The 23857-nt window shown below is 62.7% G+C and carries 23 protein-coding genes and 1 pseudogene; 14 read left to right on the forward strand and 10 right to left on the reverse strand.

Translation table 11 applies throughout. From position 1 onward, the window contains the following. Positions 1 to 65: 65 nt before the first annotated feature. The 3 genes from BDK88_RS02410 to BDK88_RS02420 all read right to left on the reverse strand — a co-directional run bounded on the left by BDK88_RS02410 (position 66) and on the right by BDK88_RS02420 (position 2896). Complete coding sequence (locus tag BDK88_RS02410; protein WP_130499010.1) at positions 66 to 1223, reverse strand: site-2 protease family protein; 1158 nt, start codon at positions 1221 to 1223, stop codon at positions 66 to 68. Positions 1224 to 1539: 316 nt separating this feature from the next. Continuing rightward, a complete protein-coding gene (locus BDK88_RS02415; RefSeq protein WP_008010849.1) occupies positions 1540 to 1782 on the reverse strand; it encodes a DUF7123 family protein in 243 nt (80 codons plus the stop codon). A gap of 256 nt (positions 1783 to 2038) precedes the next feature. Beyond that, positions 2039 to 2896, reverse strand: a complete 858-nt coding sequence (locus BDK88_RS02420) for a molybdopterin synthase (protein ID WP_130499011.1) — start codon at positions 2894 to 2896, stop codon at positions 2039 to 2041. 120 nt (positions 2897 to 3016) lie between these two features. On the opposite strand from BDK88_RS02420, the gene BDK88_RS02425 reads away from it, so the two are divergent. The 5 genes from BDK88_RS02425 (at position 3017) to BDK88_RS02445 (ending at position 10207) form a co-directional block, all read left to right on the forward strand. Beyond that, positions 3017 to 4033 (forward strand): CapA family protein, encoded by a 1017-nt coding sequence (locus BDK88_RS02425; RefSeq protein ID WP_130499012.1) that lies wholly within the window; start codon positions 3017 to 3019, stop codon positions 4031 to 4033. Positions 4034 to 4149: 116 nt separating this feature from the next. After that, a complete protein-coding gene (gene pyrH, locus BDK88_RS02430; RefSeq protein ID WP_130499013.1) occupies positions 4150 to 4875 on the forward strand; it encodes a UMP kinase in 726 nt (241 codons plus the stop codon). Continuing rightward, positions 4872 to 6572, forward strand: coding sequence for a lysine--tRNA ligase (lysS, locus tag BDK88_RS02435; RefSeq protein ID WP_130499014.1), 1701 nt, complete (start codon positions 4872 to 4874; stop codon positions 6570 to 6572). The genes pyrH and lysS overlap by 4 nt, the downstream gene beginning before the upstream one ends. Before the next feature lie 171 nt (positions 6573 to 6743). Then, a complete protein-coding gene (locus BDK88_RS02440) occupies positions 6744 to 8585 on the forward strand; it encodes a site-2 protease family protein (RefSeq protein ID WP_130499015.1) in 1842 nt (613 codons plus the stop codon). Between the two features lie 137 nt (positions 8586 to 8722). Next, on the forward strand, positions 8723 to 10207 hold the full coding sequence (locus tag BDK88_RS02445; protein WP_130499016.1) for a heme-binding protein: 1485 nt from the start codon (positions 8723 to 8725) through the stop codon (positions 10205 to 10207). Positions 10208 to 10252: 45 nt separating this feature from the next. Here BDK88_RS02445 and BDK88_RS02450 read toward each other — a convergent pair whose 3' ends face one another. Then, positions 10253 to 10441: a hypothetical protein gene (locus tag BDK88_RS02450; RefSeq protein ID WP_130499017.1), complete on the reverse strand. Its 189-nt coding sequence runs from the start codon at positions 10439 to 10441 to the stop codon at positions 10253 to 10255. A 624-nt stretch (positions 10442 to 11065) separates the two neighbouring features. On the opposite strand from BDK88_RS02450, the gene BDK88_RS02455 reads away from it, so the two are divergent. Both BDK88_RS02455 and BDK88_RS02460 read left to right on the forward strand, forming a co-directional pair. Then, entirely contained in the window at positions 11066 to 11407 is a 342-nt protein-coding gene (locus tag BDK88_RS02455; RefSeq protein WP_130499018.1) for a DUF7344 domain-containing protein, read from the forward strand. 160 nt (positions 11408 to 11567) lie between these two features. Continuing rightward, positions 11568 to 11996, forward strand: a complete 429-nt coding sequence (locus BDK88_RS02460) for a CBS domain-containing protein (protein ID WP_242611594.1) — start codon at positions 11568 to 11570, stop codon at positions 11994 to 11996. A 438-nt stretch (positions 11997 to 12434) separates the two neighbouring features. Here BDK88_RS02460 and BDK88_RS02465 read toward each other — a convergent pair whose 3' ends face one another. Together BDK88_RS02465 and BDK88_RS02470 are read right to left on the reverse strand one after the other, a co-directional pair. Further along, the gene (locus tag BDK88_RS02465) at positions 12435 to 12818 is read right to left on the reverse strand and encodes a DUF5611 family protein (protein WP_130499019.1); all 384 of its coding nucleotides are present in this window, start codon (positions 12816 to 12818) and stop codon (positions 12435 to 12437) included. Between the two features lie 196 nt (positions 12819 to 13014). Further along, complete coding sequence (locus BDK88_RS02470) at positions 13015 to 14106, reverse strand: DUF7093 family protein (RefSeq protein WP_130499020.1); 1092 nt, start codon at positions 14104 to 14106, stop codon at positions 13015 to 13017. A gap of 222 nt (positions 14107 to 14328) precedes the next feature. On the opposite strand from BDK88_RS02470, the gene BDK88_RS02475 reads away from it, so the two are divergent. The 4 genes from BDK88_RS02475 to BDK88_RS02490 all read left to right on the forward strand — a co-directional run bounded on the left by BDK88_RS02475 (position 14329) and on the right by BDK88_RS02490 (position 17533). Then, positions 14329 to 14625 carry a DUF6432 family protein gene (locus BDK88_RS02475; protein WP_008010834.1) on the forward strand — a complete coding sequence of 99 codons (297 nt, stop codon included), beginning with the start codon at positions 14329 to 14331 and terminating at the stop codon, positions 14623 to 14625. Positions 14626 to 14664: 39 nt separating this feature from the next. Further along, complete coding sequence (ygfZ, locus tag BDK88_RS02480) at positions 14665 to 15756, forward strand: CAF17-like 4Fe-4S cluster assembly/insertion protein YgfZ (RefSeq protein ID WP_130499021.1); 1092 nt, start codon at positions 14665 to 14667, stop codon at positions 15754 to 15756. 68 nt (positions 15757 to 15824) lie between these two features. Continuing rightward, positions 15825 to 16952: a pyruvate dehydrogenase (acetyl-transferring) E1 component subunit alpha gene (gene pdhA, locus BDK88_RS02485; RefSeq protein WP_130499022.1), complete on the forward strand. Its 1128-nt coding sequence runs from the start codon at positions 15825 to 15827 to the stop codon at positions 16950 to 16952. A 77-nt stretch (positions 16953 to 17029) separates the two neighbouring features. Further along, positions 17030 to 17533 carry a hypothetical protein gene (locus BDK88_RS02490; RefSeq protein WP_130499023.1) on the forward strand — a complete coding sequence of 168 codons (504 nt, stop codon included), beginning with the start codon at positions 17030 to 17032 and terminating at the stop codon, positions 17531 to 17533. An 89-nt stretch (positions 17534 to 17622) separates the two neighbouring features. Here BDK88_RS02490 and BDK88_RS02495 read toward each other — a convergent pair whose 3' ends face one another. Continuing rightward, positions 17623 to 18141 (reverse strand): gamma carbonic anhydrase family protein, encoded by a 519-nt coding sequence (locus BDK88_RS02495; protein WP_130499024.1) that lies wholly within the window; start codon positions 18139 to 18141, stop codon positions 17623 to 17625. Positions 18142 to 18260: 119 nt separating this feature from the next. Beyond that, positions 18261 to 18530: a hypothetical protein gene (locus BDK88_RS02500; protein ID WP_130499025.1), complete on the reverse strand. Its 270-nt coding sequence runs from the start codon at positions 18528 to 18530 to the stop codon at positions 18261 to 18263. Positions 18531 to 18614: 84 nt separating this feature from the next. On the opposite strand from BDK88_RS02500, the pseudogene BDK88_RS21680 reads away from it, so the two are divergent. Next, a pseudogene (locus BDK88_RS21680) lies at positions 18615 to 18758 on the forward strand (metallophosphoesterase family protein); the annotation flags it as partial. Positions 18759 to 18824: 66 nt separating this feature from the next. Here BDK88_RS21680 and glnA read toward each other — a convergent pair. Continuing rightward, entirely contained in the window at positions 18825 to 20180 is a 1356-nt protein-coding gene (glnA, locus tag BDK88_RS02510) for a type I glutamate--ammonia ligase (protein WP_130499026.1), read from the reverse strand. Positions 20181 to 20306: 126 nt separating this feature from the next. Between glnA and lrp the strand changes: the two genes are divergently transcribed. After that, positions 20307 to 20771: an HTH-type transcriptional regulator Lrp gene (lrp, locus tag BDK88_RS02515; RefSeq protein ID WP_008010819.1), complete on the forward strand. Its 465-nt coding sequence runs from the start codon at positions 20307 to 20309 to the stop codon at positions 20769 to 20771. 348 nt (positions 20772 to 21119) lie between these two features. On the opposite strand, the gene thsB is transcribed toward lrp, so the two are convergent. Next, the gene (gene thsB, locus BDK88_RS02520; RefSeq protein ID WP_130499771.1) at positions 21120 to 22772 is read right to left on the reverse strand and encodes a thermosome subunit beta; all 1653 of its coding nucleotides are present in this window, start codon (positions 22770 to 22772) and stop codon (positions 21120 to 21122) included. Between the two features lie 317 nt (positions 22773 to 23089). Between thsB and BDK88_RS02525 the strand changes: the two genes are divergently transcribed. Further along, entirely contained in the window at positions 23090 to 23851 is a 762-nt protein-coding gene (locus tag BDK88_RS02525; RefSeq protein WP_130499027.1) for a hypothetical protein, read from the forward strand. Positions 23852 to 23857 lie beyond the last annotated feature (6 nt).

Consider the following 23857-nt stretch of genomic DNA (forward strand, 5'->3'; position numbering starts at 1 on the left):
AACGGTTCATACCTCGATCGCACTCGAGACGCGATCGAGTATTCACTGACTTTTGTCCGGTAGTATTAGCCGATAATCATGACCGGCACCGGCATGAAACAGAGCAATCCGAGGCCGAACGTGACGGTCCCGAGGACGAATCGCCCCCGACCGAGTCGCTCGTCCTGGACCGGCGTGGCCGGTCCCTTCGAGGCGAGAAACGCCGTCAGCAGCCCCCAGAGGATCCAGACGAACACCGTATTGACGCTGTAGCCGTCGACGTAGAAGAGGTACGCGGCGAGTGCGAACAACACGCCCGGAACCAGCGCCGCGATCGTCTCCTGGAACTCGCCGGCCATCGCCCGGAGGATGTGGCCACCGTCGAGTTGGCCCACTGGAATCAGGTTGAGGAAGGTGACGAACATCCCGACCCACGCGCCGATGACGACCGGGTTCACCCCGGTCGCTGGATCGTTCCGGTACAGCGGCTGGTCGAACCCCGCTGCGAGTAACTCGAGCAAGGGCGGATAGCCGAGTTCGATTCGGATTGCATTGGGATCCTGGACGACCGCTTCGGGGACGGTCACAGGCGGCAGATGCAGGCCGATCACCGTCACGACGACCGTCGCGATGAGTCCGGCCAGTGGCCCAGCAACGCCGATGTCGAACAGCGCCTTCCGGTCGGGCATCCGGCCTTTCAGCGTGATGACTGCCCCCATCGTCCCGATCAGCGTCGGGACCGGGATGAAATACGGCAGCGAGGCATTGACCTGATGATAGCGGCTCATGACGTAGTGACCCATCTCGTGGATGCCGAGCACGCCCAGAATCGCCGCGGTAAACGGCCAGGCCTGCCAGATCACGGTCGGGTCAGCGACCGGATCGAGCTGGTACCAAAACGAGCCCGCAAACAGCGTCGAACACACCGTCAACAGGAGCAACACGATGTTCGTCCACGGAATCCCGTCGACGCCGAGGGTCGTCGGCTCGGCAACGAGCGCGTACTCGCCGTGGCGACGCTCGAGCGTTGCATCGTAACCGCGCTCACGAAACGCCGGCCAGAGTTCCTGCATCACCCGCTCGGGGTGGGCCAGTGGATCACCGTAGTAGACGACCTGGCCGTCCTCGCGGCGAACCTCGTAGACTGCAAATACTGACTCGATTCGGTCGATCGGCGGCCCATCCTCGGGCGAGTGCGTCCCTCGCCCTGCCGTGTCGAATCCGGGCCGGTCGACGTCGTCCATCATACGTGGTTCATTCTCGCCGGGTATAAATCGACTGCCGTCGGCAGGGGTCTCCGTTTCCCTGAAGGGGATTTGATACGTCTGCTGTCAGTCAGTGCCGGTGCATCCACAGGACGGTCGCGGGCACGCCGGGAGCGGTGACAGGAAACCGTCTAAAGCGTGCGATCAGTCAGCACTACACGAGGTCCCAAGCGGTCACAGCCAGTGACCACGACGAACACGGCCGCGATACGCATGTATCGCTCACACCGAGGGAAATGGAGAACGAGCGGGGACAGTCAGTCGAGCGATCCGATCTCGCGAGTCAATATGCGTGTTAGGCGGGTGCGACGCGCCACGTCGTCGCGCTCGTGTACGACCACTTCTCGATCTCGAGGTCGGAAACGGAGCCGGAGAGCTTGGCCATCAGCGCGCCGATCTCTTTGGGCGACATTCCGACATCGTCTGCGATGAACTTACCTTTGAAGTACAGCTCACCGTCGTCTTCGGCACGTTCGCGCAGATAGCGTTTCAGGCGGCTCTCCTTGCTTTCCGTGGAGGGGTGGGCAGTCGTACTCATCGACGTTCACTCCTTGTGGCCGATAGCTGTTATAAAGGGAGGATGATTCGCGACGTTTCGATTGTGTTCAATTATCTGGGGGGTAAGCAGTGCTTCAGCCCTCGATAAAAAACGATTAATAAACAGACGAGAGCGCTCGAGACGTTTTAAAACAGCTGCTAATATATTATCTCGGTTGTTACGATCACGAGGGAGACAATGTCCTCCGTCGATACCGTTTCGATATTTCAACCATCTCGGAAAACGAATATAACAGTCAGGATCGTTCGTGGACCCAGAACTCGTCTTCGACGGTGACCTCCTTTTTGAACAGCGGCACTTCGTCTTTCAGACGGTTGATCCCGTCTTCGACGGTCCGGAATGCCTCTTCTCGGTGGCCGGCAAGCACCACCACGAAGACGATGTCGTCGCCGTCCTCAACGATCCCCGTCCGATGATAGAGTTCGACGTCGAAGACGCCATCTCGCGCCTCGAGGTCGGTTTCGAGGGCAGCCATCCGTTCGTCGGCGACACCCACGTATTTCTCAAACTCGAGATACTGTGTGCGCGCGTCGTCGGCGCTGTCTTTCGCGCGGACCCGTCCGGTAAACGTCGCGATCGCACCGGCTCGGTCGGCCCGTGGCGATCGTTTGAGACGCGTCACCAGCGACTCGAGGGTCTCGTGGGGCTCGGCCGACTCGAGGGCCGCCACGAGGTCCTCGAACTCGAGGTCGCCGGGCCCGTCGACGGTTGCGATCGTCTTGTCGTCGGTCTCATCGGCAGCGCTGGACGATCCGACGACGACCGAGGGATACTGCAGCGTCGGCACGCCAATGACGACTGCATAGTCACAGTCAGTCGCGAGGCTATCGAGTGCGTCACCGACAGACATCCCCGTTCCCGAGGCAGTCCAGTCGCCGTCGACGCCGAGGTCGTAGGTCACGTCGCCACCGACCGTGGTGATGTCCTCGTCGAACGTGAGCGATTCGCGTGCATGGGTTCCGTCGGCGATCGTCGCATCGTATCTGACGACGCCGACCCGCCCGCGTTCGGAGAGCCGATCGACGATTCGATCGACGACCGCCTCGAGCGTATCGTGGTCGGCTCCTGCCTCCCGGACACCGAGTACGTGCATGTCCGAGACATGGTCGGCTCAGGGTTTGTAGCTATCGCCGGCCGTTGTGAGCCGACTCACGTCTCACCCGAAATCCAGACGGGTGAGAGAACTTTGCACGTGCTGCCCGAAGGCTCGCATATGCCCCGACAAATCGGCTTTACCGGCGACGTCATGCTCGGGCGAGTCGTCAACGACCGCCAGCGTCGTCGCTCTGTCGACGCAGTGTGGGGAACCGTCCTCGAGCGCCTGCACAGTCTTGACGGGCTGGTGATCAACCTCGAGTGTTGTCTCTCGACGCGCGGCCAGCAGTGGCAACGTACCTACCGACCGTTTCACTTCCGGGCCGACCCCGACTGGGCGATTCCCGCACTCGAGCACGCCGGGGTAGACATCTGTACGCTGGCGAACAACCACATTCTCGACTACGAGGCAGTGGCGCTGCAGGATACTCTAGACACACTCGACGAGGCCGACATCGCTCACACGGGTGCCGGCGAGACGATCGACGAGGCGCTCGAGCCCGCAGTTCGGACGCTCGAGGACTCGAACGCAGACAGCGACGATCTCGAGATTGCAGTGATCGGACTGACCGACAACACGCCGGAGTACGCCGCCGACGAGGATTCGCCGGGAACGGCCTGGGTCGATATCGACGTTGACGACGCAGAGACGCGCCGACTCGTTCAGGAGACTCTCGAGCGTGCACGCGAGACGAATCCTGACCTGCTGGTCGCCTCGCTACACTGGGGGCCGAACATGGTCACGACGCCGTCCGACTCGTTCCGCGAGGTCGGCCGCTGGCTGGTCGAAGAAGGCGTCGACGTCGTACATGGCCACAGCGCCCACGTCTTCCAGGCGATCGAGGTTTACCAGGGGTGCCCGATCATCTACGACGCCGGGGATTTCGTCGACGATTACCGGGTCGACCCCGAGTTGCGAAACGACCGAAGCTTCCTGTTCGTCCTCTCGGTGACCGCTGACGGCGACCCGCTCGAGCTCCGATTGCACCCGACCGAGATCGACGACTGTGCGGTCCACGAGGCGAGTTCGGGGGCGGCCGAGTGGTCCCGTAACCGAATGCGGAACCGCTCGGCACCGTTCGGGACCGCGTTCGACCGGGACGGTGATGCGCTCGTCCTCTCGCTCGAGGCGTAGCTGGCTCGGATCGACGGGACGGGCTCGGTACCGATTCGCGGCTCGAGGGGTGTGTCACCATGCCGTCCGGGCAGTTGGCAACCCTTAAGATAGCAACTCCGCTACACCGGGGTAGTATGAAAGTGGTCGTCTCTATCGGCGGAAGCGTTCTCGTGCCCGAACCCGGCGCGGACCGGGTGGCCGAGCACGCGGCCGTCATCGAAGACCTCATCGACGAGGGCTGTCGAATCGGTGCTGTCATCGGGGGTGGCGGTGTCGCTCGCGAATACATCTCTGCTGCACGGAATCTCGGGGCCAACGAGATCGAACTCGACCAGCTCGGGATCGATGTCACTCGACTCAACGCCCGGCTGCTCATCGCTGCGCTGAGCGAGGAGTCCGTGACTGCACCCGCACTGGATTACGAGGAGGCAAGCGAAGCACTCCGCAGAGACGACATCTGCGTCATGGGCGGCGTCGCACCGGCCCAGACCACCGACGCCGTCGGGGCCGCGCTGGCGGAGTATATCGACGCCGACCTGCTCGTCTACGCGACGAGCGTTCCCGGCGTCTACAGCGCCGACCCGAACGAAGACGACGACGCGACCAAGTACGACGAACTCTCCGCGACGGAACTGGTCGACGTCATCGCCGGCCTCGAGATGAACGCCGGAGCCTCCGCGCCCGTCGACCTGCTGGCGGCGAAGATCATCGAGCGCTCGGGGATGCGGACGATCGTCCTCGACGGCACCGACCCCGACCGGATCGCCCGTGCGGTCCGACACGGCGAACACGGCGGCACCGACATTATTCCTGAAGGCGTCGGTGCGGAACCGACCTACTGGGCGAGCGACGAGCAATGAGTACCGACGGCGACGCGGACGGAAACGCAGCAGACGACCCGGACTCGGAGGCGATCAGCCCCTACACCCTCCAGCACGAGGACGCGAGCGAGACGCGCCACGCGTTCTGGGCCGACACCGTTGCGGATCGAATCGAAACGCGCGAGCCGGACGAGCCGATCGTCATCAAAGGCGGCATCTCGCCCTCGGGCGTGCCCCATCTGGGCAACGTCAACGAAATTATGCGCGGCTACTACGTCGCCGAAGTCCTGCGCGACCGCGGTTACGAGGTCCGACAGGTCTTCACTGCCGACGACCGCGACCCACTCCGGGGGCTGCCCCGAACGCTCTGTGACTTAGAGGGCAACCTCGTCGATCTCGGCGAGGTCGACGCCGGCGCACTCGGCCGAAATCTCGGCGCACCCTACACCGACATTCCGGACCCATTCGGCTGCTGTGACTCCTATGGCGACCACTTCTCGACCATTATCCAGAACAGCGCCGACGCCGTCGACGTGCCGATCGAGCTGGTCTCGAATACCGAACTCTACGAATCCGGCGACTTGGAGGACGTCACCCGCTTCGTCCTCGAGCATCAGGATCGCGCCCGGGAGGTCCTCTCGCAGTACCAGGACAAAGTCGACGAGGACTACGTTCCCTTCAACCCGATCTGCGAGGAGTGTGGCAAGATCACGGAGACGGTGACGAGTGTCGACGCCGACGCCGGAACCGTCGACTACCGCTGTACCGACATGGACGCCGGCGATCAGACGATCGACGGCTGTGGCCACGAGGGCACGGCGACGCTGCGTGAGGGCAAACTCCCCTGGCGCTTCGAGTGGCCCGCCCAGTGGCAACTGCTCGGCGTTGACTTCGAACCCTTCGGCAAGGACCACGCCGAGGGCTCTTGGCCCAGCGGCCAGGACGTCGCGCGGAACGTCTTCGAGATTCAGCCACCAGTGCCGATGGTCTACGAGTGGTTCACCCTCGAGGGCGAGCCCTTCTCCTCCTCTGCGGGCAACGTCATCCTCGTCTCGGACGTGCTCGAACTCTTAGAGCCCGAAGTCCTGCGCTATTTCTTCGCGAAGGACCCCTCGAAAGCGCGGGACTTCAGCATCGAACGGCTCGATCAGCTCGTCGACGAGTTCGACCGCCTCGAGGCGATCTACTTCGGGGAGATCGACGCCGACGAAGACGAGCAGGCCTTCGCCGAACGCGTCTATCCGTTCGTGGTCGAGGAGCCACGCGAAGAACGCATTCGACTGCCCTACACCTTCGCGGCGGTGCTCGGGATGACCGACGATCCCGATCTTCGCGAAGAGATCGCCCGCCGCGAGGGCCACATTCCCGACGATGCGCCCGAGTGGGCCGTCGAGGGTGCCCTAAAGCGCGTCGAGCGGGCCCGCAACTGGGCGCGCCGAACTGGCAACGAGTTCGATTACGAACTCAAGCGCAGCGAGATTCCGGCCCACGACTTCGATTCGGACACCGAGGCCGCACTCGCGGAACTGGCCGACTTCATCGAGGAGGGCCACGAGCCCGACGAGATCCAAGGCGAGATCTACGAGGCCGCGAAGCGAAACGACGTCGACGTCGGCGACTTCTTCGGGGCTGGCTACCGGCTGTTCTTCGACGAAGACCAGGGACCGAAACTCGGCCCCTTCCTCGCGAAAGTCGACCAGGAATTCGTCGTCGACCGGCTCCGGCGCGAACGCTGAGCCGGTTGCGGACGCCAAACCAACACTTAGTGACAGTCGACTGACTCGCAGCAGCCGGCCCAACGGGCAGTCGTCTGCGCTCGAGACGTGATTCGAGAGGTCGACCAGTCTCGGTTCCGACCGATGGGATAGACAAAAGCCATTTGAGACTGCCGGCCCGAATCACTACCAATGGATCACGGTTTCCCCGCTGTCGTCTCACCCCCCGAGATCTACGGATCGGAGGTTCTGACGTGGGTTCTTGTCGGCCTCCTCCTCTACTGGGTCGCAGTCCTCAGCCTACGAAACGGCGGCTATCTGCCAGACTACATCGGTACACAGGGGCCGATTCTCACGTTCCATACCAAACGCGGCCGTGCCCTGCTCGACCGCCTCGCACAGCCAAAGCGGTTCTGGCGTGCATGGTCGAATCTCGGCGTTGGCATTGCGATCGTCGTGATGGTGAGCATGTTCGTGTTTCTCATCCGTGCAGCGATGGTCACGCTCTCGTCGCCACAGGTGTCGTCCTCGGCGGTCCGACAGCCACGCAACGTCCTCGTGATCCCCGGCGTCAACGATTTCCTGCCGCTTGCGGCCACACCGGGCATCGTCTTCGGGCTGCTCGTCGGGCTCGTCGTCCACGAGGGCGGCCATGGGCTGCTCTGTCGCGTCGAGGACATCGACATCGACTCCATGGGTGTCGCGATGCTCGCCGTCCTCCCCGTCGGCGCGTTCGTCGAACCCGACCAAGAGAGTAGCAAGGCGGCCTCCCGTGGCGGCCAGACGCGGATGTTCGCCGCCGGCGTCACGAATAACTTTGCGATCACGATCCTCGCTTTTGCCCTCCTCTTTGGCCCGGTTGCCGGCTCGATCGCCGTTGCTCCGGGCGCTGCCGTCGGCGGCGTCGCGGACAGTTCCCCTGCCGCCGACGCCGGGATCGAACCCAACGACCGCATCACGGCGATCAACGGTACCGCAGTCGAGGGCAACGGCGACCTCGCGAACCAACTCGAGGCCACAGACGGCGAACAGGTGCGTATCGAGCTCAACGGCGAGGAGACAGTCCCGGTCGATCGTGCACTGCTCGTAACCGCGGCGACCGACGACGGGCCGACGGGACTGTCCGCCGGCGACAAGATCCGTGCAGTCGATGGGCAGTCGGTCGCGACTGAACGCGGCTTCACCGACGCCGTTGGCGACGACGAACGGGTCACGCTGACGATCGAGCCGAAAGACAGCACGGAACGCGTCGAGCGCGAGGTGACGATCGGCGCTGCGGTTTCGATCGTCGACGGCGAGCCACTCGAGTCCCAGACTGGGCCGACCGACGAGACGTTCGTCATCACCCACTTCGACGGCGAACGGGTGCACGACTACGGAAGCCTCGCCGGGTTGCTCGAGGACACCGAGCCGGGCCAGGAGGTCACCGTCGAGGGCTATTTCGGCGATGAGCGTGCGACCTACACCGTCACCCTCGACGAGCATCCGCGTACCGACAGCGGGTTCCTCGGCATTCAGCCCCAGCCGGGAACGTCCGGCATCTCGATGAGCGACATCGGCGTCCAGCTCTACCCCGCAGGCGAGTATCTCGGCCTGCTCGGTGGCGACAGCGAGACGCGGTTCGGCCCGGTTGCAGACACCTTCCTCGGCAAGATCGGCGTGGCACTGTTGCTGCCCGTTATTGGCGTCAGCGGCGTGCTACCCTTCAACTTCGCTGGCTTCACCGGTGGGATTCAGAACTTCTACGAGGTCCAGGGCGCACTCGGCGCGTTCGGCGACGGGGGCATCTTCCTGCTGGCGAACCTGTTGTTCTGGACCGGCTGGATCAACGTCCAGCTCGGCTTTTTCAACTGCATCCCGGCGTTCCCGCTCGACGGCGGGCACATCCTCCGGACGAGCACCGAAGCGATCGTCTCGCGGCTCCCGATCAACGCCACCCGTGGCATGGTCCGCGTGGTGACGACCACGATCGGCGTGACGATGCTCGTCAGCTTCCTCATGTTGCTGTTCGGGCCGCAACTGCTCGCGGGCTGATCCCGGAGCTGGCCCGATCAGCCGACGAAACAGCTTATAACGCACAGTGTACGCGACCGCTCACAGACAGGAGTATCATCACACGATATTGGGGAGAAACCCGGCCCTTCTTAGCGTCGCCGTCCTAACCCGCGTCTATGGAACGACGGCAACCACCACAGACCGAAGAGGGCTGGTACGTTCTCCACGATTTCCGGTCGATCGACTGGGACGCCTGGCGAGACGCGCCCGAGCGACGGCGCGAACGGGCGATCGAGGAGGGAATGGAGTATCTCACGTCCTGTGAGCGCGTCGACGACGCCGACGAGGGCGAGTCGGCGACGTTCGCAGTGCTCGGCCACAAGGCCGACCTGCTCGTCTTGCACCTGCGGCCGACGCTCGCCGACATCGACACACTCGAGCGCCGGTTCGAACACACCGCCCTCGCCGAGTTCACCGAGCGGGCCGACTCCTATCTCTCGGTGACGGAAGTCTCGGGCTATATGTCCCAGGACTACTTCGAGGAGGGCGAAACCGCCGACACCGGGATCGCAAACTACATCGAGTCCCGGCTCAAGCCAGCGCTGCCGGACAGCGACTTCCTCTGTTTCTACCCGATGGACAAGCGCCGCGGGCCCGACCACAACTGGTACGAGCTCCCCTTCGACGAGCGCGCGGACTACCTCTCGAATCACGGCGAGATCGGCAAGGACTACGCCGGTCGTGTCACCCAGATCATCGCCGGCAGCATCGGCTTCGACGACTTCGAGTGGGGCATCACCCTCTTTGGCGACGACCCGACCGACGTCAAGGAACTGCTCTACGAGATGCGCTTCGATCCCTCGAGTTCCCGCTTCGCCGAGTTCGGACAGTTCTTCTCGGCCCGCCGGATGGATCCCACCGATCTGGATGCCTATCTCGCGGGCGAGCCGGTGCCACAGGAAGACGATGCACACGGCGGCCACCCCCATGCAAGCGGCGATACCGAGGGTCACCACCACGGCGAGTCGGGCGGCCACCATGGCGGCTCCGACGGCCCACACGGCGACGACGAGGACGTCCGCAGCGAACTCGAGGAACAGGGAGTCTACGCGGGCCAACCACACGGCGAGGATGTCCACGCGGTCGTCCTCTACTCCGAAGCCGACGCCGACGAGCTATTCGAAGAGGTCGACGGGCTGCGCCAGAACTTCGACCACTACGACACGCACGTGAAGACGGCTGTCTACGAGCCTCGAGACGACGACGCGGAGACCGCGGTCGTCAGCCTCTGGGACACCGACCGTGCCGCGAACACGGCCGCCGGCTTCCTCGCGGATCTCCCTGATATCGTCCGGCAGGCGGGCGACGACGAGGACGACTCGTGGGGCACGATGGGGATGTTCTACACGGTCAAGCCGGAGCACCGCAGCGACTTCACCGGCGTGTTCGATGACGCCGCCGACATGCTCGCGGACATGGATGGCCACCGCAAGACCGACCTGCTGGTCAACCGCGAGGACGAAAACGACATGTTCATCGCCAGCCGCTGGGACTCCCGCGAGGACGCCATGACGTTCTTCCGCAGCGACGCATTCTCGGAGACCGTCGAGTTCGGTCGCGACATCCTCGTTGATCGGCCGCGACACGTCTTCCTCGCCTGAACACTGAGCGCTTTTTTCTGGCTGACTCGAGGCCGAGACTCGACCTCAGATTCTGCCAGCGTCCGACGACCCGTCGTAAAAGAAGTAGGCAGCGATTCCGGCCAGCCCGAACGCGAGCGTCACGAACGGCCATTTGCCGACCTCACGATCGGTCAGCGACGCATGAGCGGTCACGAAGATCGCGAACCCGACGTGGGCGGCGAGCGTTGCAACGACAAACGCCTGTGGGTCCATGACTCGAGGGTTCGACGCAGCGATCAAAGCCGTTACGAAGAGGACATCATACAATTCCTCACGGGGTGTTGATTTCAGATAGAGACGAATGAATCAACTGGTCAGTGTATCTGCGAACTTACCGCTGCGGGGAGTGATTAGCATCCGCTCGCTTCGCGAGCGGTTCACCGCCGGAGCGGGGTGAAACCCCGCGACGGCGGCCTTTTGGCATCAACGGGTTTTGCCGGGGGTTGAGGCTGGCGTCTGCGACGCCAGCCGATGCCCCCGGGAAAAGAGGTTGCTGTACTTACTGCAAGTGCTGTGTCCGAGACAAACGGTAAAGTCGAACAAGGTTGTCTGCGAACCTCGTCTTCGAGGACAGCGATAAGCACAGAGCGTGTATTGTTTGTCTTTTTGCTTTTCAGGATGGATTGGAGTACTTGATCTGCACCACTCTTATGCGTGTGGAGAGCCACTTTGTAGCACGGAATCACAGCTTCACACTGTGCGTTTGTCCCCGACGATGAAGGGGCCGCTTGAACCGGGTGTACCGGACGTGCAGGGGATTCCCCCTTGTTCTCTTCGCGTGGTCGTCACGCGGAACGCATTAGCGAGTCTCCGCGTTCCGCACTACGAGCCACCACTATGTCACGAACCAACGAATCGGCGTCACTCGACGTCATGTTCGACGCCCTACGCGATCCGTACCGCCGACGAATCCTGCTCGCTATCTCCGACCACAATCCACGCGATACAAGCGAATTTACCCAAGACAAATTTGCGTCCGTCGATGTGGATGAAACCGAACCCGAACAGCTGGAACTGAAATTGCTTCACTCGCACCTGCCCAAACTGGCTGAGAAGGGATATATCGACTGGAACCCCGAGACGCAGACGATTCGCCGGGGGCCGAACTTCGAAGATATCGCGCCGCTTCTCAAGCTAATGGACGACCACGCCGACGAGTTACCAGCTGACTGGCCGTAGCTCACGCTTGTTCCTCGAAAGCGAACCACTATATTCGCATCTGTAGTTGCTGCTCTCGAGATCGTCTGTCCGACCCTGTCTGCATTCTCGGACACCGCGCTCGCGGTAACTACAGATGCTTACTCCGCAGAGTTAACCCTCTACAGGAGGTATGAGTAGTATGATTGACCAGATCGTCGGTGATGTGATGACACAGTCAGTTCGAACGATTCCACCGGAGACGACGGCCTGTGATGTGGCGACACTGTTCGCGGAACAGGATATCGGATCGGCAGTTGTGGTCGATCCCGAGACAGGTGAGTACAGCGGTATCATCACTCAGTCAGATATCATGCAACAGGTGGCAGCGGGGGCAGATATCGAATCCGTTCGCGTCGCTACATTTCTGAGTACGCCACTCGTCACGATCGACAGCACAGAGGACATCCATACCGCAGCCACGCTGATGAAAGAGCACTCGATCCGGCGACTCCCAGTCACCGACGATGGCGACCTCGTCGGCGTCCTCACAACGACTGACCTCACACACTATCTGCCTCGCCTCAGGAACACGATCCTCCGTGGACGAAACGACCTGACCAGTCAGTGAGATCCCTGTAATGACCGATTCGGGAGCCCCGAATACTGGCGCATGTGGACCGTTGTCTGCCAGTCTCGTCGTTACGAAGGGAATCGGACTCACAACGAATACAGCTGACTGTGGCCGGGAGCCGTCCGACTCAACGGAAGAGCACGCTCTTCCGAGCAGCCAGGGATCAAAGGTCCCTCGGGCAGTCGGCGCTTTACGCCGACGACTTCGCGGACGCGAGCGTCCGCTCAACGAGGGAGGGCAGGCGGATACCAGATACTGACTGCAAGCGAACCCGACGGGTGAGCGAGCAGGCCGACGACTGACCCAGAAGCCGCGCTTTGCGCGGCTGGCGGGAAAGGAGGAGTGTTTTTGATCGACCGTTTGCCGAGGGACGTCGCGCTGTGCGGCAGTACCGCTGCCGCCAGCGTAACAGACCGCAGAGCAAAAGGTCGGTGTCTAGAAGTCGTGATCCGGGTCGTCTTCGACTTTCCGCTTCATCGAGTCGCGGCGGGACTTGGCGTCGCGGCCGGTCGCCTCGAGCAGGAAGTCGTTTTTGGCGTCGACGGCATCGGCGGCGGCCTCGAGTTCGTCGGGGCCGAGTTCGGTGGGGTCGCGTTCGTGGAACTCGACGCCGAGTTTGTCCTTCTTGCCGGAGTACTCGACGGCACCGACGACGATCTTCTCGAAGACGGGGTTGTCAGGCTCCTCGATGCAGAAGAGCTCGCTGCCCTTGTACTCCTGGGTGCCCGTGATCGAACCGAAGTAGTCCTCAACGGTCGACTCCAGATCCGGAATTCGCTCCTCGAGATATTCACCGCGGCGCATCTTGTACTCCTTCATGGGTTGGGAGAAACACGGCGGAGCGTTTACCTCTTTTCATAGCCGACGTTTCGGTTTCCTGATCGGTCACCGCTACTGAACGCGCTCGTCGGGTTACGAAGGTGTGTATTCGACCACTGGCCAGGTTAGATCGTCGATCGATCGACCGGCCAGCAGCGGTGGAAGTGAACGGACGACCACAACTGGAGGGTGACGGCTACTGATGCTCGCGTTCGCTGAGATAGCCTTTGCGACAGTCAGGACAGATGTCGCCGGCGCGCAGCGAGGCGCGGTCGCCGCTGGCGACGTAGTCACATCGTGGACAGTAGAACTCAGTCGGAACGTCGTCTGCGGTGCCGTTGTCGCGGTCGGTCGGCGTCGGAACCGAGTCGGCCCACTCGATACCGCTTGCCGACTCGGACGAGGCGTCGTCGGTCGTGTCGTCAGTCGCGTCGTCGGTCGGGGGCGCTGCGGTCACCGACCGCGCGTCGTTTCTGGCATCTGCTGGCACGTCGTTGTCGATCACGACTGCGTCGTCGTCGGTTGAGGTCGGGTCGGCTGCCACGTCTTCGGTGTCGGTCCCAGTGTCGGTGTCATCATCGGGCCACTCCGTCGGGGCGGAATCGGCACCAACCGGTGGACCGACGTCGCTCGAGTCGGGCCACTCACCGTGTTCGCGGTCCCGTTCAGGGGCAAGATCGTCGTCCTCGAGGATCTCCCCGTCATCGACGACGGGATCGCCGTTTTCGTCGGTCGGGAGATCGATGTCGTCGGTGGCCGTGGTCTCCGCGGAGGTGGTCTCCGTGTCCGAGTCAGTGGGTGTGCTTTCAACGGTCGACTCGGTGGTGTCGTCGTCGATAAATTCGGCGTCAGTCTCGGAACTGGATTCGCCGGCGTCGATGAACTCGGCATCCGTTTCGGTGACGGGTTCGTCAGCGTCAACGAACGCAGCGTCCCCTCCGGAATCGGGTTCGTCGGCGTCGATGAACTCCGCATCCGTCTCGGTGGCGGATTCGTCAGTATCGATGACCGCGGCGTCCGTTTCGGACGTGAGTTCGTCAGTAGCGTCTGGCTCGAGGGGCGGTTCAGTCGGGTCGGGATCGTGATCGTTGGGGAGTGAGTCGGCATCTGTTCCGGCGGCGAGGCTGGTCACCTCAGTGTTCTCGCTGATGACGTTGCGCTCGCCACAGCGGGAACACTCTTCGAATTCCTGGACGGTGACGACGACCTCACTGCCCCGTTCTTCGCGCTCGTGTTCGACCTCGGTGTCGCCGAAGTCGTGTCCGAGCAGCGAACATCGCAGGACCATTGTCCAATCGTACCGATCCAGTCCATAAAAAACGTACTGCCTGTATGTCTGCTATTCGTGAAAGTAATTCGAACTGTCTCGCGGTTCCATCCTGTCGAACAAAGAAACGGTGTCCGTTTGTGGTCCGATCCCGAGACTGTGATCGAGTATCGTGAATCAAGCCGATAGCCACGTCGTCAGAACGACAAACGTCAAATCCCAGGTCGTCGAATGGGAACATGGATGAGAGCAAAGCGGGAGTACCGGAACCGAGAGGGGACGGAGGTGGCGATACTCGATGCCTTGGTCGATCGCGCCGATGACGGCATGACCGTCTTCGAACTCCGGGCGGCCGTCGAGGTTGACATCGACGAACTCGAGCAGGCCCTGTCGATGCTCAAAGAAGATGATCTGATCGTCGTCGAGTCGAACTCAGAGACGGTGATCAAGCCCGCTGACCGCGTCGTCCCCGACGAGCCGGCCGACGAGGACGACGACCAGTCGATCGGGGAGTGGCTGCGCGACCGGATGCCTTTTTGAATCGAAACGCCTGATACGCGCAGCGCCCAGAGGGTATCCATGAGCGTCATCGAGTCCATCCACGAAGATCTCGGGGCCACGTTCGGCGAGCGCGCAGATCGGCGAATCGTCGAACACTACGGGCGACCGGAGCGTACGCATCGAGCGGTTCGCAACGGCGTCGGCTTACTCGAGTTGGCTTACGGCGTACTCGTCGTCGAGGGTGACGACCGTCTCGAGTACGTCGACAACGTGGTGTCCAACCGCGTTCCAGCAGACGACGGACAGGGGTGTTACGCGCTCGTGCTCGATCCACAGGGTGGGATCGAGGTCGAACTCTACATTTACAACGCGGGCGAGCGACTCCTCCTGTTTACCCAGCCCGAGACCGCCGAGGGGCTGGCCGAGGAGTGGTCCGAGAAGGTGTTCATCCAAGACGTCGAGATTCGCGTCGCAACCGACGAGTACGCGATTTTCGGGATTCACGGCCCACAGGCCACCGAGAAGATCGCGAGTGTCCTCAACGGTGCCGGTTCGCCCGAGCAGCGCTACTCGTTCGTCCGCGGGACGATGGGCGACGAAGGCGTCACCGTCATCCGCACCGACGCGCTCACCGGCGAGGAGAGCTACGAGGTGGTCTGTGCCGCTGCCGACGCCGCGGCCGTCTACGACACGCTGCTCAATCAAGGGCTGAACGCCGCCCCCTTCGGCTACCGGACCTTCGAGAGCCTCGCACTCGAGGCCGGCTCGCCACTGTTTCACACTGAACTCGAGGGAACGCTCCCGAACGTCCTCGGCCTGCAAAGCGCCTTGGACTTCGAGAAGGGCTGTTACGTCGGTCAGGAGGTCGTCTCCCGCGTCGAGAACCGTGGCCAGCCCAGCCGCCAACTCGTCGGGCTGACCCTCGAGGACGAAGCCGTGCCCGAATCGGGTGCGGCCATCTTCGACGGCGACGCGTCGGTCGGCGAGGTTACCCGCGCGGGCGAGAGTCCGATGCGCGAAGAGGTCCTTGCGCTCGCGCTCGTCGACTACGGCCTCGAGAGCAACGAATTTACGGTCCGGGTTGGCGGCGACGAGGTTGCTGCGACCCGCACGGAACTCCCGTTCGTCGACGGGTCGGATCGGTCGGACCGACTCCCGAGATACGAGTAACCGGAGTCGGACGGAGCTGACCCGCGTTCGGAACCACTGTTATATAGGCCGCACTCGAGTGACAATCCATGGCAGGAGACGTCCGCGAGCGCGACCTTCTCGAGCGGGCACCGGACGATCGGATTCAGGTGCTCGACGCCGATGGGACCGTCGTCGCACCCGACCTGGAACCGGAGCTCGAGGCAGAGACGTTACGCTCGATGTACCGGGATATGCGGTTTTCTCGCCGGTTCGACGAGCGGATGATCAGCCTCCAGCGACAGGGTCGGCTGGGAACGTACTCCTCGCTGGCCGGCCAGGAGGGCTCTCAGATCGGCTCGACGTACGCGCTGGCCGACGACGATACGCTCTCCTTTCAGTACCGCGAACACGGCGCGCTCGCAGCGCGGGGAATGCCGTGGGAGTATCTGCTCTACTGGATGGGCCACGAGGACGGCAACGCCGCGCTGGCCGAAATCGACGTCTTCCCGCTCAATATCTCGATCGCCGGCCATCTGCCACACATAGTGGGCTGGTCGTGGGCGGCGAAACTGGACGGCGACGAGCGCATCGGCGTCGCCCACTTCGGCGATGGATCGACCTCTGAGGGGGACTTCCACGAGGCGATGAATTTCGCAGGGGTGTTCGACACGCCGACGGTCTTCATCTGCAACAACAACCAGTGGGCCATCTCGATCCCGCGCGAAGCGCAAACCGCGAGCACAACCATCGCACAGAAGGCCCACGCCTACGGTTTTGCGGGCGTTCAGGTCGACGGCATGGATCCGCTCGCGACCTACGTCGTGACGAAAGCGGCACGGGAAAAGGCCCTCGAGTCCGACAGCGACCGGTCTCGGCCGACGCTGATCGAAGCCGTCCAGTACCGCTACGGCGCGCACACGACGGCGGACGACCCCAGCGTCTACCGGGACGACGAGGAGGTCCAACGATGGCGCGAGCGGGACCCGATCGAGCGATTCGAGGCGTACCTGCGAGACGAGGACCACCTCGACGACGACCGGATCGACGCGATCGAGTCCGAGATCGAGGAGACGCTGGCGACGCTGGTCGACCGCGCCGAGGGCGTCGATGGGGATCCCAGCGAGCTGTTCGAGTACACCTACGCAGAGCCGACGCCGCGACTCGAGGCCCAACGGGAGTACCTCGACGCGTTGCGCGAAACCCACGGCGACGACGCACTACTCGAGGACGAGTAAACTCACAATCAGTCGGATAAAGCCCGTAATGGGACAGGCAAACGGCTACCCGGTCGTCGCATTGAGATGCAGTCGAGATGCAACTCGAGCAGTCGTCTCGGGAGACGACGGGGAGCTGGAGCGGCACGGTTCCGAGCGCGATCGACGTGCGGGTGCTCGGGCTGGTCGTCGTGACGGCCGCCCTCGCTGCGTCGATCAACGTCCCCTACGGCGGGCTGCCCATGGCAGCCGTCGCGTTCGCACTGCTTTCGGGTGGCGGCATTGCCCTCCATCTGCTCGGTGAACGGAAACTCCGCCGACTCACCGATGAACTCGTCGAGCGGTGGGTCGCTGCTGGTGGCGAAATCGAAGCCGTCACCCGATCGTCGACCGGGATGGAGACGGCGTGGCACGTTCACACGCCCGACGGCGAGATCGTCATCGGCGGCGTCGCACTGGTGCCGATCACCCGGCTGTCCGTCGAGTGGCAGGGCATCGGCGATACGATGGCTGCCAGCGAAGCCGAAGCAAACATCGATCGGCTCGCCGAGGGCCTCTACCGGGAGATTTTCGAGATCGGCTCGTCGACCCAGCACGTCTGATACGGTCTGTTGTACCGATGTACCGGTGGGACCGCAGTGCGGGTCGCGGTTGCACCGGACATGACTGACAGGAGTCCGTATGAGACCGACTACTCGAACAGCTCCTCGTGGCGCTTGGCCAGATCCGTATACTCTCCCGACGAGTACTCCTTGAGGATGGCCTCGGCGTCGATCCCAGTCTTCTCGAGTGGCGTAATCTCGGCCGGCACGCCGCGGACGAACGACTCCGGCGGAATATCGTAGCCGTCTGGGACGACGGTGCCTGCGGCGACGATGCTGCCGCTGCCGATCGTGACGTCGGAGTTGGTCGTCGCGTTGAACCCGACCAACGCCCGGTCCTCGACGGTCGTCTCGTTGAGAATGGCCCCGTGGCCCACCATGACCTGCTCTCCGAGTTGTGAGGCGTGAATCGTCGCGTTATCGCCGACGTGCGTTTCACGTCCGATGCGGACGGGGCCGACGTCACCGCGAAGCACGACGCCGGGCCAAACGCTCGCGTCAGCTCCGATATCGACATCGCCGACGAGCGTTGCTTCTCGGCTTACTCGTGCTGTCTCGTCGATCGTCGGTTGAGTCCCCTCGAACGCGTAGGTTCGCCTGTCGACCATAACCACACCGTCAACGATCGGACGTATAATTCTGCAGTCTGGAAGCCATGACAGTCTTTCTGGATCATCGATCACCCTCGAGACGCGAGCGGGTGGTGGCGGAACCGGTGTCGGCAGTTTCAGGACTCGATCTTGTCGACGATCTCGCGGGCCTGGTCTTTCGCCGTCTCCTCGCCGACGTGTTTGTCGAGCAAGACGCTCGTTATCTCCCACTCGTCTTCGCCCTCGAGTTTCCCGGTGCGGACCTCGCTACCCTCCGAAACCGACCGCGCCGGTTGCGCTGCCCACTCAGGAGTCCGGATCTCGTCGTACCGATCGGGATCGCGAAACCGGACGTGGATGTAGTCGTCTTCCGTTTCGACTTTGTTGATGTCAGGGGTGTCAGCCATACCTGATGGTCCGACGCCGACGCGTCTAAGTGCCGGGCTTGAAGCTGCCTCCTCGGATTCGATCGACGCGAAAACGTCTCCGACCCCACCCCGGCAGCAGTCGGCCACCATCATCGCCACCGCGAGGCCACGATCGGGGATACTCGTGTCGTGAGCCTCGCGCCAGTCTGGGACCGCTACGACACACTCGAGTCCGAAACGCTGGCACTGGAAGGTCACGATCACGATCGAGTAGCGCCTGATTGCCCGCGATACAAAATAAAAAACGGACCCTATGGGGTAGCAGAAGCCGGGTTAGAAGGTCTCGAGGTAGCGGTCGAGTTCCCACTCGGAGACGTCAATGAGGTACTCCTCGAACTCCTGGCGTTTGGCCTCGATGAACTTGGAGGCGACGTGATCGCCGAGGGCGCTGTAGATCGCTTCGTCTTCCTCTAAGGCGTCGACAGCCTCGCCGAGGTTCGCCGGCAGCGTGTCGATGCCGTACTCCTCGCGTTTTGCCTCGTCGAAGTCGTAGATGTTCTCGCGAACCGGGTCGGGACACTCGAGGTTCTGCTCGATCCCGTCGAGACCGGCGTGGATCATGACCGCAAGCGCGAGGTAGGGGTTACACGATGGGTCCGGCGAGCGAAGTTCGATGCGCGACGCTGCGGGCGTGCGTGCGGCAGGTCGGCGGATCAGCGCCGAGCGGTTGCGGTCGGACCACGCGACGTAGACGGGAGCTTCGTAGCCCGGCACCAGTCGCTTGTAGCTGTTCACGGTGGGGTTTGCGATCGCCGTGATCGCAGGTGCGTGCTCGAGGATCCCGGCGGTAAACGCGTGGGCCTCCTCGCTCAGATTGAACTCGTCGTCGTCGTCGTGGAAGGCGTTCTCGCCGTCCTCGGTGAACAGCGAAAGGTGAGTGTGCATCCCCGAACCGTTGATCTTCGGGATCGGTTTGGGCATGAACGTCGCGTGCAGGTCGTGCTGGGCGGCGATTGCACGGACGACCGTCCGGAACGTGCCGACGTTGTCGGCCGTCGTCAGGGCGTCGTCGTAGGTGAAGTTGATCTCGTGTTGGCCTTCGGCGACCTCGTGGTGGCTGGCCTCGACCTCGAAGCCCATGCTCTCGAGGCCGTAGATGATGTCGCGGCGGACGTCCGAGGCGAGGTCTTTCGGCGCGAGGTCGAAGTAGCCGCCGGCGTCGTTGGTCTTGGTCGTCGCGCGGCCCTCTTCGTCTTCTTCGAACAGGAAGAATTCCGGCTCGGGTGCGGCGTTGACCGTATAGCCCATCTCGTTGGCGCGGTCGAGCGCGTTCTTGAGGACGCGACGCGGGTCACCCTCGAAGGGTTCGCCGGTATAGGTGTCGTAGACGTCACAGATCATTCGGGCGGCAGCGCTGCCCTCTTTCTTGCGCCACGGCAGAATCGCAAACGTCTCCGGGTCGGGCTTGAGCCGCATGTCCGATTCCTGAATGCGCACGAAGCCTTCGATAGAAGAACCGTCGAAATAGATCCCCTCTTCAAAGGCCTTCTCGGCCTGACGGGCTGGGACGGAGACGTTCTTAACCGTTCCGAGAATGTCGGTAAACTGCAATCGGAGGAAGTCAACGTCTTTCTCCTCGATCTCGTCCAGCACCGCCTGTTCTGTGTCTGTGAGGTTTCCGCTTGTCATCTTTCTCGTCGTCGTATTCTCGTAACCCGCTTACTAAAACACTACTGTTCTGAGCAAATCTTCTCTCTCCCGCCCCAAACTGCATATTCGTAAAGTTCTAAAGGCTTCAATGAGTGAGTCGATGTGATGACGTACGAAAATCTCGATGCAAAACTAGTGAATGCACTTCTCGGCGACGGTCGGGCGAGCCTGCGCAGCCTCGCCGAAGATCTCGACGTCTCCGTGACGACCGTCTCGAATCACCTCTCCGATCTCGAGGAAGAAGGTGTCATCGAGGGCTATACCCCCCGCGTCGATTACGACGCGGTTGGCTACGACGTAACCGCTGTCATCCAGCTGCAAGTCGAGGGGAACGCCCTGCCTGACGTCACCGACACGCTACGCGATCACCGCCAGATGACCAGCGTCTACGAGGTCACCGGCGACTACGACGTGATCGCCATCGGCAAGTTCGAAAACACAGACGGCATGAACGACCAGATCAAAGAGCTGCTGACCGACCCCGATATCAAAGCCTCGAACACCAGCGTCGTGTTGAACGCCGTGAGCGAGAACGAACAGTTCGAGCTCGAGGTCGACGAGGAAGCGTAAACAGACGGTCCTTTTCGAATACTACGATTGCAGGCAGTAGCGACACTACGGCGCTCCTCGCGAGCGAACAAAAGCGGATGTCTGCAGTGAACGCTGTCCGAGCAACTGTCGGCGAGCGAGCGGTTCGAAGAACCCGAGTGACGCCGTTCACCGAGCGCGGACGTGAACGGGCGAAGCCCGTGAGCGTACGGCGCTCGGGCCGACGAGCGACCAAGGCGCGGCGCTTCGCGCCGCGGGATGGCGAACGGCGATAGCCGTGAGCCCGGGAGCGAGGAGTGCTTTTGATCCAGGTTTTACCGAGCGAACGAGCGAGCGGCGTGAGCGAGTGAGCGCAGCGTAAAAGCTGGCTTACATCATGCCGCCCATGCCGCCGCCCATGCCGCCCATGCCGCCGGCACCGGGTGCGCCTTCTTCGTCGTCGCCCTTGTCGGTCGACAGGTCACCAGCGGAGATGATGTCGTCGATTTTGAGCACGAGGTTGGCCGCTTCGGCAGCAGAGGTGACGGCCTGCTCTTTGGCGTGGGCCGGTTCGACGACGCCAGCCTCGAAGGTGTCCTCGACGTCGCCCGTGAAGACGTTCAGGCCGGCTTCGACGTCGCCGTCGTCGTGGGCCGCACGCAAGTCGACGAGCGTGTCGATCGAGTCGAGCCCCGCGTTCTCGGCGAGCACGCGCGGGACGAGCTCGAGCGAGTCGGCGAAGGCTTCGACGGCGAGTTGCTCGCGACCGGAGACCGAGTCAGCATAGTCACGGAGTCGCGAGGCGAGTTCGACTTCGATCGCACCGCCGCCCGCGAGGACACGGCCGTCGGAGACGGTCTGTGCGACGACATCGAGCGCGTCGTTGACGCCGCGCTCGAGTTCGTCGACGACGTGGTCGGTCGAGCCACGCAGCAGGAGGGTGACGCCGTGGGCGTCCTCGCCTTCGACGTAGAAGAGTTCGTCTTCCTCGTCGCGGGTCACGTCACCGAAGCCGAGGTCGGCTTCCTCGGCGCTCTCGAGGTCGGAGGCGATGTTCGCGCTGACGACTTCTTTGAGGAACTCGAGGTCGGACTTCTTGGCGCGGCGGACCGCGAGGATGCCTTCCTTGGCGAGGTAGTGCTGTGCGAGGTCGTCGATGCCCTTCTGGCAGAAGACGACGTCAGCACCGAGGTCGGCGATCGTGTCGACCTTCTCCTGAAGCTGTTTCTCCTCGCGGTCGAGGAACTGCTGGAGCTGGTCGGGGTCAGTGACCGAGACTTCGGTGTCGATGTCGGTTTCCTCGACTTCGATGGCCTCGTTGAGCAGCAGGATGTCGGCGTCCTCGGCCGACGTAGGCATGTTGTCGTGGACGGGGTCTTTGTCCACGATGCCGCCCTCGAGCAGGTCGGACTCGCCGGCACCGCGGCCGGTCTGGGTCTCGATATTGAGGAACTCGAGGTCGACGACGTTCTCGCCGTCCTCGCTCTCGACGGTGACCTGGCGGACGGCCTCGACGATGAGTTCGGCGAGATACTCCTTGTTGACCTCGGTTCCCTTGCCGGTCATCGAGGTTTCGGCGGTCTTGCGGAGGACCTCCTCGTCGCTGGTGTCGATGTCGGTCGCGATGTCGTCGATCTCCTCACGGGCCTGCTCGCTGGCGAGGTGGAAGCCCTTGATGATCGCCGTCGGGTGGATGTCCTGCTCGAGCAGATCCTCGGCGTTCTTGAGGAGTTCACCGGCGATCGCGACGGCCGTCGTGGTGCCGTCGCCGGCCTCGTCTTCCTGCGTTTCGGCGACTTCGATGATCATCTCGGCCGTCGGGTTGTCGATGTCCATTTCCTTGAGGATGGTGACGCCGTCGTTGGTGATCGTCACCGATCCCATGGAGTCGACGAGCATCTTGTCCATCCCTTTCGGGCCAAGTGTCGAACGGACTGCTTCAGCGACCGCACGGGCGGCGCTGATGTTGTAATCCTGCGCGTCCTTGTCCTTGACGCGCTGGGAGTCCTCGCTCATTACGATCATCGGCTGACCCTGCTGCATTCGCTGACTCATAGTCGGTCGAATGATTGATTGTGATTCTATATAAATATTCCTCTATTCCCTCACGCTTCGATCGCAGCCTGTGTGGTCGTTGATCGAGGAAAACCGTGGCAGTGCGGGACGATGTCGACGGTTTTGCTCGGCTGAAGTCGGTCGTTACTCGTTCCCAATCGGTCAGTGACAGAGTGTTTTTATTAGGTCACTCGAGCGCCAGCCACGACGCGTGTGGTCCGTCAGCACTAGTAAGAACAACAACTCGAACTCGAGTTAATGCAGCGGAAGCGTTATAGCGGTAGTCACGTATTACTCTACGAGCAATGGACGAGTCCCCCTCGTTCGCCGAATCGTTCGACGATCCTCGGATCACCGCCCAGTTCTGCCGCCGACTGCCTGACTCGAGTGGCGATCTCGTGTTAATCGGCGTCGTCCACGACCATCCCGCCAGCGTCACCCGCGTCGAGCGCGTCTTGGGACACGTCGAGCCGACGACGATCGCACTCGAGTTGCCGCCGATCGCGCTACCACTGTACCGCGTGTACGGCCGCACGGGCGATGCTGACGAGTCGACAGAGTCGACGCCGCCACGGTTCGGTGGTGAAATGAGCGCAGCGATCCGCGCTGCACCCGACGCCGAGACCGTTGGTATCGACGCCCCAAACTGGTCGTTTCTTCGCCGGCTCGTCACGCGACTGGTCGCCGACCGTGTCTCGCCTGCGACGGCGCGACGTGTCCTCTCGAGTGTCGGCAACGCGACCCGTGATGCACTCACCTATCGGATCGCTGCAACGCTGACCCACGCGACGTCGATGACCGTCATTCCCGGCGACACGGTCGAATACGATGTCGATCACGAGGATTCGCCGGATCAACAGGCCGCCCACGAGCGCGCCCACGTCGCCAGCATTCAGGCACTGCTTGGTAGTGTCGACACCGACGGCACCACTCTGGCGTACCGAGACGACACGCGCGAGCGCTGTATGATCGAGCGACTCGAGGAGATCCGCTCGGAGCCGGGTGACGCCGTCGCCGTCGTCGGCGTCGATCACCTCGATCGGCTTGCGGCGGCGCTGACAGAGTGAAAAACG

Source organism: Natrinema hispanicum, assembly GCF_004217335.1.
Taxonomy (GTDB): domain Archaea; phylum Halobacteriota; class Halobacteria; order Halobacteriales; family Natrialbaceae; genus Natrinema; species Natrinema hispanicum.